Source organism: Janibacter sp. CFPM2_SD2 (assembly GCF_057364645.1).
The window spans coordinates 1-9,996 of sequence record NZ_JBNFOF010000113.1; the positions used below are offsets into that span (position 1 = coordinate 1).

The 9,996-nt window shown below is 70.7% G+C and carries 10 protein-coding genes, 1 tRNA gene and 1 pseudogene; 4 read left to right on the plus strand and 8 right to left on the minus strand.

Features of this window, described 5'->3' with window-relative positions; all coding sequences use genetic code 11:
- The first annotated feature begins 251 nt into the window (after positions 1-251).
- Positions 252-659 carry a DUF2177 family protein gene (locus AC2W7J_RS11305; protein ID WP_485982476.1) on the plus strand — a complete coding sequence of 136 codons (408 nt, stop codon included), beginning with the start codon at positions 252-254 and terminating at the stop codon, positions 657-659.
- 6 nt (positions 660-665) lie between these two features.
- On the opposite strand, the gene AC2W7J_RS11310 is transcribed toward AC2W7J_RS11305, so the two are convergent.
- Positions 666-755 (minus strand) — tRNA-Ser (locus AC2W7J_RS11310).
- 94 nt (positions 756-849) lie between these two features.
- Between AC2W7J_RS11310 and AC2W7J_RS11315 the strand changes: the two genes are divergently transcribed.
- Positions 850-1,191, plus strand: a complete 342-nt coding sequence (locus AC2W7J_RS11315; RefSeq protein ID WP_421009228.1) for a protoporphyrinogen oxidase — start codon at positions 850-852, stop codon at positions 1,189-1,191.
- A gap of 122 nt (positions 1,192-1,313) precedes the next feature.
- Here the strand turns inward: AC2W7J_RS11315 and cysE are convergent, their stop codons facing one another.
- Complete coding sequence (gene cysE, locus AC2W7J_RS11320; RefSeq protein ID WP_485982478.1) at positions 1,314-1,913, minus strand: serine O-acetyltransferase; 600 nt, start codon at positions 1,911-1,913, stop codon at positions 1,314-1,316.
- 2 nt (positions 1,914-1,915) lie between these two features.
- Positions 1,916-2,842: a cysteine synthase A gene (cysK, locus tag AC2W7J_RS11325; protein ID WP_427801516.1), complete on the minus strand. Its 927-nt coding sequence runs from the start codon at positions 2,840-2,842 to the stop codon at positions 1,916-1,918.
- Positions 2,843-3,093: 251 nt separating this feature from the next.
- Here cysK and AC2W7J_RS11330 point away from each other — a divergent pair, with 251 nt between their 5' ends.
- Both AC2W7J_RS11330 and AC2W7J_RS11335 read left to right on the plus strand, forming a co-directional pair.
- Entirely contained in the window at positions 3,094-6,204 is a 3,111-nt protein-coding gene (locus tag AC2W7J_RS11330; RefSeq protein WP_485982481.1) for a (Fe-S)-binding protein, read from the plus strand.
- A 294-nt stretch (positions 6,205-6,498) separates the two neighbouring features.
- On the plus strand, positions 6,499-6,708 hold the full coding sequence (locus AC2W7J_RS11335) for a hypothetical protein (RefSeq protein WP_485982483.1): 210 nt from the start codon (positions 6,499-6,501) through the stop codon (positions 6,706-6,708).
- A 232-nt stretch (positions 6,709-6,940) separates the two neighbouring features.
- Here AC2W7J_RS11335 and AC2W7J_RS11340 read toward each other — a convergent pair whose 3' ends face one another.
- The 5 genes and pseudogenes from AC2W7J_RS11340 to AC2W7J_RS11360 form a co-directional block, all read right to left on the minus strand.
- Positions 6,941-7,345, minus strand: a complete 405-nt coding sequence (locus AC2W7J_RS11340; protein ID WP_485982484.1) for a DoxX family protein — start codon at positions 7,343-7,345, stop codon at positions 6,941-6,943.
- 105 nt (positions 7,346-7,450) lie between these two features.
- Positions 7,451-8,398, minus strand: coding sequence for an ABC transporter substrate-binding protein (locus AC2W7J_RS11345; RefSeq protein WP_485982489.1), 948 nt, complete (start codon positions 8,396-8,398; stop codon positions 7,451-7,453).
- A complete protein-coding gene (locus AC2W7J_RS11350) occupies positions 8,382-9,110 on the minus strand; it encodes an ABC transporter permease (RefSeq protein WP_485982485.1) in 729 nt (242 codons plus the stop codon). The genes AC2W7J_RS11345 and AC2W7J_RS11350 overlap by 17 nt, the downstream gene beginning before the upstream one ends.
- Positions 9,107-9,757, minus strand: coding sequence for an ABC transporter permease (locus AC2W7J_RS11355; RefSeq protein WP_485982487.1), 651 nt, complete (start codon positions 9,755-9,757; stop codon positions 9,107-9,109). The genes AC2W7J_RS11350 and AC2W7J_RS11355 overlap by 4 nt, the downstream gene beginning before the upstream one ends.
- Positions 9,754-9,996 (minus strand): annotated as a pseudogene (locus tag AC2W7J_RS11360) (ABC transporter ATP-binding protein); the annotation flags it as partial. The pseudogene AC2W7J_RS11360 and the gene AC2W7J_RS11355, both read right to left, overlap by 4 nt.

The window sequence follows — 9,996 nt, forward strand, 5'->3', positions numbered from 1 at the left end:
CCCGGCCTCACCCGACCGGTCCGGCGGCACGGCGGTGGTGCGGGACCCGACAGGGGGCCGCTCATGACGCAGCGAGGCATCGATGGCCAGCGTGCGGGCGGCGACCGAGCGCCGGGCCCGGCTGGTCGGAGCGGGCGAGCGCGGCGAGGACGTGCGGGGGGACGATGCTGCACCGGGTCATCCACCCAGTGAACTCCTCGGCCCCGACAACCGCACCCCGGGGAGCGGTCGCCGCGTCTACGCTGGGCGCCATGGCGTGGTTTGGGCGGTACGTCGTGGCCGCGGTGATCTTCGGGGTCCTGGACTACCTCTGGCTCGGCGTCATCGCCCGACCCGTCTACGAAGAGCACCTGGGCGACTGGCTCGCGGACTCGCCGAACATGGTGGCGGCCCTCGCCTTCTACGCGATCTACGTCTTCGGCATGGTGTGGCTGGCGATCACCCCGGCCCTGGCGCGGGGGTCCTGGGTCACGGCCGTGCTCAACGGTGCCGTCCTGGGGCTGGTCGCCTACGCGACGTGGAACCTCACCAACCTCGCCGTCCTCGACGGCTACCCCTCGGGCTCCGTCCTCTACGACCTGGCGTGGGGCACCGTTGGTACGGCGGCGACGTGCGGGCTGACCTTCGTCGTCTCCCGCCGGGTCCGGGCCCTGCGCTGAGGCAGCTGGCGGAGGGCGTGGGATTCGAACCCACGATGACGTTGCCGCCATAGCGGTTTTCAAGACCGCCGCACTAGGCCACTATGCGAGCCCTCCTGGCCCGCTGGGAGGCGGGCGAGTCCACGGTAGGCCATGCCTGTCGCAGGTAGTGTCGAGGGCAGAAGTCACCGCAGAGCGAAAGGACCACACGATGTCGAAGATCTCCTTCGTCCTCGGCGCCGCCGTCGGCTACGTGCTCGGTGCACGAGCCGGCCGCCAGCGCTACGAGCAGATCCGATCCGGCGCCGCCAAGGCGTGGCAGTCGCAGCCGGTGCAGCAGCAGGTGGCGACCGCGAAGCACGCCGCCAAGACCAAGGCCGCCCCCGCCGCGCTCGACGCCGTGAGCACCGCCGCCTCGGTCGCGGGCGACAAGATGCGCGAGGGCGCCAGCAAGATCAAGGGCGACCCGTCGCGCGACGTCCCGGGCGGTGTCGCCGCCGACACCCAGGGCCCGTCGACCTACCCGCTGGGGGACGGCCCGACACCGGCCTGACGGACCAGCCGGTCGCTGCGCGATCGGGCATGACGAAGGGAGGGGACCCACCGATCATCGGTGGGTCCCCTCCCTTCGAGGCTCGCTGGCGCTCGCACCTCAGGGGCCGTGAACAGCAGGCCTCAGATGAAGAGCGCCGGGTCCGCGTAGAGCAGCTCCTGCGGGGAGAGGGCGTCGCGGCCCTCGAGCGCCGGGAAGCGGTACTGCGCCGGGATGCCCGTGGCGACGGCGCCGGTCGGCACGTCCTTGACGACGACCGAGTTGGCGCCGACCTTGACATTGTTGCCGACGTGGACGTCGCCGAGAATCTTCGCCCCCGCGCCGACCATGACGTGGTCGCCAAGGGTGGGGTGGCGCTTGACCCGCCGACCCGAGGTGCCGCCGAGCGTCACGCCGTGGAAGAGCATGACGTCGTCGCCGACGACCGCCGTCTCGCCGATCACGACACCCATCCCGTGGTCGATGAAGAAGCGGCGCCCGATGTGGGCACCCGGGTGGATCTCGATCCCGGTGAAGGAGCGCGAGAGGTAGGCGAGCACGCGCGCGGGCCACTTCCCGCCGGGGCGCATCCACCAGCGGTGGGCGATGCGGTGCAGCCAGATGGCGTGCAGCCCGGCAGAGGTCAGGAGCACGACCCACCGCGAGGTCGCGGCGGGGTCGCGCTCCATGGCCGCGGCGAGATCCTCACGGATCGTGGCGCGGATCGACAGGTGGGAGGTCACGGTCAGTCGAGCAGGCCCTCGAAGAGCGGGGTGGAGAGGTAACGCTCACCGAAGCTCGGGATGATGACGACGATCGTCTTGCCGGCGTTCTCCGGCCGGCGGGCCACCTGGTCCGCCGCCGCGAAGGCGGCGCCGGAGGAGATGCCGACGAGCAGACCCTCGTCGGTGGCCGATCGACGCGCCCAGTCCATCGCCGTCGGGGCGTCGATGTCGATGACCTCGTCGTAGATCTCGGTGTCGAGGATCTCGGGCACGAAGTTGGCACCCAGGCCCTGGATCTTGTGCGGGCCGGGGGCGCCACCGTTGAGGATCGGGGACTCGGCCGGCTCGACCGCGATGATCTGGATGTCCGACTTCTGCGAGCGCAGGTAGCGGCCGGCGCCGGTGATGGTGCCGCCGGTGCCGATGCCGGAGATGAGGATGTCGACCTCACCGTCGGTGTCCTCCCAGATCTCCGGACCAGTGGTCTTCTCGTGGATGGCCGGGTTGGCCGCGTTGGCGAACTGGCGAGCCTGGACGGCACCCCGCTCGACGGCGATCTCCTCGGCCTTCTCGACCGCGCCCTTCATCCCCTTGGCGCCCTCGGTGAGGACGAGTTCCGCCCCGTAGGCCCGCAGCAGCGCCCGGCGCTCCTTGGACATGGTCTCCGGCATGGCGAGAACGACCTTGTAGCCGCGGGCCGCACCGACCATGGCCAGGGCGATACCCGTGTTGCCCGAGGTCGCCTCGACAATCGTGCCGCCGGGCTCAAGGTCACCGGAGGCCTCCGCGGCGTCGATGATCGCGGCACCGATACGGTCCTTGACCGAGCTGGCGGGGTTGTAGAACTCGAGCTTCGCGGCGACCGTGGCCTCGGAGTCGATGATGCGGTTGATCCGCACCAGCGGGGTCCGGCCGACGAGCTTGGTGGCGTCTTCGTAGATGGGCAACGCGGTTCCTTCCATCGGGGCTGACTGGGTGCCGCGGTGCGCGGCGGCTCGCCCGCGACAACGAACGAGATGTTATGGATATTCCAACACCGCGTTATCTATTGCCGCAAGCGGGTCTCACCGCCACGAGGCGAAGGGGGCCGGGCGCTCCCTTCGCCCGTCGTCAGGTGCTGGTGAGGGTCGGCTTGGGTGACGAGTGCCGCACCTCCATCAGGCTGTCGGGGCAGGGCTCGAGACCTAGACTCGACCCCATGTCTGCCCTCCAGATCGTCGCGATCATCCTCGGGGTCGGGATCACCATCGTCGGATGGGGCCTGCTCGCTCGAGCCGTCAAGCACTTCGTCACCGTCTTCAAGCTCGGAGCGTCGACGCCGGCCAAGGAGCGCACGGGTCAGCCCGGCGCCCGCACGGCGACGCTGCTGCGGGAGTTCCTCGGACACACCCGGATGTCGCGACTGCCCATCGTGGCGATCGCGCACTGGGTCACGATGATCTCCTTCGGGGTCCTCTTCCTGACCCTGGTGCAGGCGACGGTCCAGCTCTTCGACGCTCACTTCGTGCTGCCGCTCATCGGCCACTTCTTCCTCTACGAGTGGATCACCGAGCTCTTCGCGATGACCGGCATCATCACGATCGTCATGCTGATGGTCATCCGGCAGAAGAACCACCCGCGCTCGGCCGCCGGCGACGAGGGCCGCAAGTCCCGCTTCTTCGGCTCGACCTTCTGGCAGGCCTACTACGTCGAGCTGACGATCCTCGGCGTGGGCATCTGCATCGCCCTGCTGCGCGGCCTGGAGCGCGCGCTCCTGCTCAACACCGGCGAGGCCGACCACGCCTCGCTCCTGCACTTCCCGCTCACGGGCTGGCTGGGCTCGCTCTTCACCGGCATGTCGGTCGAGGCCCTCGAGGCGGGCATCGTGATCGTCGCGCTCATCAAGCTGCTGATCTCCTACGCCTGGATGATCACCATCTCGATCAACCCGACGATGGGTGTCGCCTGGCACCGCTTCCTCGCCTTCTTCAACATCTACTTCAAGCGTCACGCCGACGGCCGCACCTCCCTGGGTGAGCTGCAGCCGATGCTCGTCGACGGCAAGCCCTTCTCCATGGAGGTCATGGAGGAGATGGAGGAGGACTCCACCCTCGGCGTCGGCAAGGTCGAGGACTTCACGTGGAAGGGCCTGCTCGACTTCAGCACCTGCACCGAGTGCGGTCGCTGCCAGAGCCAGTGCCCCGCGTGGAACACCGAGAAGCCCCTCTCCCCCAAGCTGCTCATGATGACGCTGCGCGACCACGCGCACGCCAAGGCTCCGTACCTCGCTGCGGCACAGGGCGTCTCGGGCGTCTACACCCCCGCGAGCGCCGCCAAGGGCCAGACCGCCGACGGTGCCGTCGCCTTCGGTGGCGCCGAGGCCGGGCAGGCCGAGGGCGCGGTCGCGACGGCCGAGCCGGACGCGATCAACTGGGGCGAGATGTCCCTCGTCGGCCAGACCGGCTACGACATCGACCACCCGCTGTCGGCCTACAACCCGCACGGCCCCGACGCGGTCATCGACGAGGACGTCCTGTGGTCGTGCACCACCTGTGGCGCCTGCGTCGAGCAGTGCCCCGTCGACATCGAGCACGTCGACCACATCGTCGACATGCGCCGCTACCAGAACCTCATCGAGTCGGCCTTCCCGAGCGAACTCGGCGGCCTCTTCAAGAAGCTCGAGTCCAAGGGCAACCCGTGGGGCATGGGCGCCAAGGCGCGGATGGACTGGGCGAAGGACCTCCCCTTCGCCGTCAAGGTGCTCGGCGAGGACGTCGAGTCCGCCGACGACGTCGACTACCTCTTCTGGGTCGGCTGCGCCGGCGCCTACGAGGACCGCGCGAAGAAGACGACCCGCGCCGTGGCCGAGCTCTTCGACCACGCCGGCGTGGACTTCGCCGTCCTGGGCAACGGCGAGACCTGCACCGGTGACTCCGCTCGCCGCGCGGGCAACGAGGTCCTCTTCCAGATGCTCGCGGAGCAGAACGTCGAGACCCTCAACGAGCTCGGCGCGACGAAGATCGTCGTCACCTGCGCGCACTGCTTCAACACGATCAAGAACGAGTACCCGCAGCTCGGCGGCAAGTACGAGGTGCTGCACCACACGCAGCTGCTCAACCGTCTCGTCCGCGAGAAGAAGATCGTCCCGGTCAACCGCCCGGAGGGTCCGCGCAAGTCGAGCAACAAGGACGTCGCCTCCTCGGCTCCGTCCGTGACCTACCACGACCCCTGCTATCTGGGTCGCCACAACAACGTCTACGCCCCGCCGCGTGAGCTCATCTCGGCCCTGCCGGGTGTCGAGCTCAAGGAGATGGAGCGGTCGAAGGAGAAGTCCTTCTGCTGTGGCGCCGGTGGTGCCCGCATGTGGATGGAGGAGCAGCTCGGCTCCCGCATCAACCTCAACCGCACCGAGGAGGCCATCGCGACCGGTGCCGACCGGATCGCCGTGGGCTGCCCCTTCTGCCGCGTCATGCTGAGCGACGGCCTCACGGCCAAGCAGTCCGAGGGTGCCTCCGAGGACATCGAGGTCGTCGACGTCGCGCAGATGCTGCTCGCGTCGGTCAAGGAGGCCGCTCCGGCCCCGGCGAAGGCCGCGCCTGCCGCCGCCGAGACCGAGGAGTCCACCGAGGCCGCCCCGACGGCCGAGGCCACGCAGGCCCCGGCCGAGCCGAAGGGGGCGCAGGCTCCGGGTGACGAGCAGACGAAGACCGAGGCGCCTGCCACCGAGGCCACCGCCGCGGACAAGAACGCCGCCCCCTCGTGGGAGACGGGCGCCGCCGCTGGTGGCGCTGCTGCTGCCGCGGGCACCGCGGCCGCCGCTACCTCGGCTGCGGACAAGAACGCGGCTCCTTCGTGGGAGACCGGCTCGGCTGCGGACAAGAACGCGGCTCCCTCGTGGGAGACCGGCTCGGCTGCCGAGAAGAACGCGGCCCCGTCCTGGGAGACCGGTGCTGCCGCGCCGGCCGCCGACGAGCCGAAGGCGGAGGCGCCCGCCGCCGAGGCCACCGCCGCTCCGGCTGCTGACGACTCGGTCGCGGCGAAGAACGCGGCCCCCTCGTGGGAGACCGGTTCGGCTGCTGCCGCCCCGGCTGCGGACACCACGGCCGACGAGGCGAAGAGCGACGAGACCCCGGCCGAGGCACCCGCTGCCGAGGTCACCGAGCACCCGCTGCCGAGGTCACCGAGGCACCCGCTGCCGAGGCGCCCGCGGCTCCCGCGGCGGACGACTCCCTCGCCGCCAAGAACGCCACCCCGTCCTGGGAGACCGGCGCTCCGGCTGCGGCCCCTGCCGTTGCGGAGACCGAGGCCCCCGCGGCCGAGGAAACGGTGACCGAGGCTCCGGTCCAGGAGGCTCCGGCCGAGGAGTCCGCTCCCCAGTCCGAGGCGGAGGAGTCCGCTCCCCAGGCCGAGACCGCGCCCGCCGCAGCTGCCAGCCCGGCGGCCACCGGTGACAGCGACCTCGCCGCCAAGAACGCCGCCCCCTCCTTGGGAGACCGGAGTCGCCGCCGCCCCGGCCGCGGCCGCTCCGGCCGCCGAGACCGAGGCTCCCGCCAGCGAGACCGAGGCTCCCGCCAGCGAGGCCGAGGCTCCCGCCAGCGAGGCCGAGGCTTCGACTGAGGAGCCGGTGTCCGAGGCTCCGGCCGAGGCGGAGGAGTCCACTCCCTCTGCCGAGGTCACCGAGCCGGTCGCCGAGGAGTCCGCTCCCCCGGCCGAGCCCGTCGCCGAGGAGCCGGCCGCGGCGCCGGAGGCAGCCGAGGCGGCACCTGCGCCCGCAGGCGACAGCGACCACCTGTCGGAGCTTGCGAAGAAGAACGCCAACCCGTCCTGGGAGTGACCTCGGGACTCCCCACCAGACGGAGGGGGCTGCGCACCACGGTGCGCAGCCCCTCCGTCATGGGGTGGGCCGGACGCCGTCCTGACCCGGCGTCGTTGGTGTCACCTGGTTGCCCGGAGAGGGGGACCAGGTGACACCAACGCCGTCAGGCACACCCGCCCGGCGCCCCACCCCCCACCGGACATGCGTCGGCCCCGGCCGAGTGACCGGGGCGACGTCAGACGAGGGTCGCTCAGAGCAGCGGACCGGTGATCGTCAGGCCGAGCTCGGGGACCAGGGCGAAGAGCGCGAAGAGCGCGAGGGCGCCACCGGCCAGCGAGAGGGTCTTGTTGAACTGGATCTGCTCGTTCATGCGGGCCTCACCGTCGGCCTTCCAGAACTGGTGCATGAGGAAGGCGATCGGCGCGACCGCGACGAGGATCATCAGCGAGCCGAGGTCGCCCCAGACACCGAGGATGATCGAGAGGGAGCCGACGATCATGAGCACGCCGGAGACGAAGACGCTCAGCTTGGCCGCCGGGACGCCCACGGACTTGGCGTAGCCCGCCATCGCCTCGGTCTGGGTCAGGTGGCCGATGCCGGACGCGACGAAGATCGCGGCGAACAGGATGCGGGCGATGAGGACGATGATGTCCACGGGGAACCTCCGAATTAGTTGTTTGTTTAACTATCGAAGGTCTCAAGCGTCAGCAGCGCCGACTTCTTCCCGGGCCCACATGTGACCTCGGCCACAGGTGCCCGGTCAGTCGAGCCCCTCCTCCTTGAGGAAGTCCGCGGCCACCTTGTCCGGGTCCTCCTTGTCGATGTCGGTGCGCTTGAGCAGCTCCTGCAGCTTTTCGGTCGTCAGCTTCGACGAGACCTCGTCGAGGGTCTCGGCGACCTGCTCCTTCGAGTCCTCGCGCACGAGCGGCACGACGTTCTGGCTGCCGAAGAGCTTCTTCGTGTCCTCGAGGACGACGAAGTCGTTCTCGACGATCGCCGGGTCGGTGCTGAAGATGTTGGCCGCATCGATCTGGCCGTTCTTCAGCGCACCGTTGGTCGCCTGCCCCGGCTTGAGCGGGCGGAAGCTCTTGAACTCGATGTCATACGTCTTCTTCAGGCCCGGGATGCCCTGGGCGCGGGTCTTGAACTCCGACGGCGCACCGAGGGTCATCTCGCCGGCGACCTTCGTCAGGTCGTCGAGAGTCTTCAGGCTCTTGGACTCGGCCGTCTCCTGGGTGACGACGATCGAGTCGTTGTCCTCGGCCGCGGACTTCTCGAGGACCGTCAGCCCCTTGGGCAGGACCTCCTTGAGACCGTCGTAGGTCTTGTCCGGGTCGGTCTCCGCGAAGGACTTGTCGTAGTAGAGCGCGAGGTTGCCGGTGTACTCGGGCACGACGTCGACCGACCCCTCCTCCAGCGCCTTGAGGTAGACCTCGCGGGAGCCGATGCCCGTCTTGGTCGAGGCGTCGACGCGTCGGCCTTCAGCGCGCCGGCGTAGATGTTGGCGAGCAGGATCGACTCGGAGAAGTCGGCCGAGCCGACGACGATGCCGCCGGAGCCACCCCCTTCGCTCGACGACGAGCTCGAGAGCGGGTCGCCGCCGCCACCGCAGGCGGAGAGCCCGAGGGCACCGACCATGGTCAGGGAGAGGGCGACGACGCGGGCACGTCGCGGGACGCGGATGGTCGGGGTCATGGGGTTCCTCCAGCGGTGATGGTGCGGGTGTCGGGTCGAAGGGAGCGGGTGCGGCCGGTGAGTCCCGGCGAGACGACGACCCGGCCCAGCAGGGCGAAGGGGGCGTCCAGCGCCAGCGCGAGGAGGGCCACGAGGATCGCGCCGCCGGCGGTCATCGCGTAGTCCTGCGTGGCCAGCCCGTCGATGAGGAAGCGGCCAAGGCCGCCCAGGCCGACGTAGGCGGCGACGGTCGCCGTGGCGACAACCTGGAGCACCGCGGCCCGCAGGCCGGACAGGAGCAGGGGCAGGGCGATGGGCAGCTCGACCTTCCACAGCACCTGGCTGCCGGTCATGCCGATGCCGCGGGCGGCGTCGCGGGCGGCGGGGTCGACGGCCTCGACCCCGGCGTAGGTGCCGGAGAGGATCGCGGGGATCGCCAGGAGCACGAGGACGATGACGCTCGGGACGAGGAAGGCGGCGTCGCCCGGCAGTCGGGGCAGCAGGACGAGGGTGAGGGCGAAGAGCAGGCCGAGGGTCGGCACGGCGCGCAGGGCGTTGGCCGCGGTGACGAGCCACCGGCCACGGCCGGAGTGCCCGATCCACAGGCCGACGGGGATGGCGATGGCCGCGGCGATGACGAGCACGATCAGGGTGTAGCCCACGTGCTCGAGCAGCCGCGCGAGGATCCCGTCGGCTCCCGACCACGCGTCGGCACTCGTCAGCCACTCGAGGATGGACCCGATCATGCCGCGCTCCCCTCCCGCGCCCGCCGCCACGGGGTGAGCGCACGCTCGAGGAGCCGGATCGCGATGTCGAGGACGAGGGCGAGCAGGATGCACCCTGCGATGCCGGCGAGCAGCTCGCCGCCGATCGCCCGGTTGTAGCCGTCGACGAGCAGGTCACCGAGCTGGCTGACGCCGATGAGCGAGGCGATCGAGACGATCGAGACATTGCTGACCGCGGCGACCCGCAGGCCGGCCGCGATGACCGGCACGGCGAGGGGCAGCTCGACGCCGAAGAACCGGCGCACCGGCGTGTAGCCCATCGCCGTCGCCGACCGCTCGACCTCCTCGGGCACCGAGCCCAGGCCGTCGACGACCGAGCGCACGAGCAGCGCGACGGTGTAGATCGTCATGGCGACGACGACATTGATCGGGTCGAGGATGCCGGTGCCCAGCACGAGCGGCATGAGGACGAAGAGCGCCAAGGACGGCACGGTGTAGAGCAGCCCCGCCGCGACGATGACGCCACCACGCAGCTGTGGGCTGCGGTGCGCCAGCCAGCCGAGGGGCAGCGCGACGAGCAGGCCGAGCAGCAGGGGCAGACCGGCGAGCCACGTGTGCCGCAGGGTGAGCGCGAGGACGTCGTCGAGGTGGTCGAGGATCCAGCTCATGGTGTCGCGCCGCCCGGGTCATGGGGCCGCTCCTGGGCCTCGATGACGGAGAGGACCTCGGTGGCCCGGCAGGTGCCGGCGAGGGCACCGTCGCCGTCGACGACGACCCCGCGGCGGCTCGGCGAGGACAACGCCGCGTCGAGGGGCGGCGCGCAGTGGCCCGTCGACCCGGGCGAGCGTGCCACCCAGGGCGAGCGAGGTCTCGTCGACCACCCCGTCACCCGAGGTCGGCCGGTCGC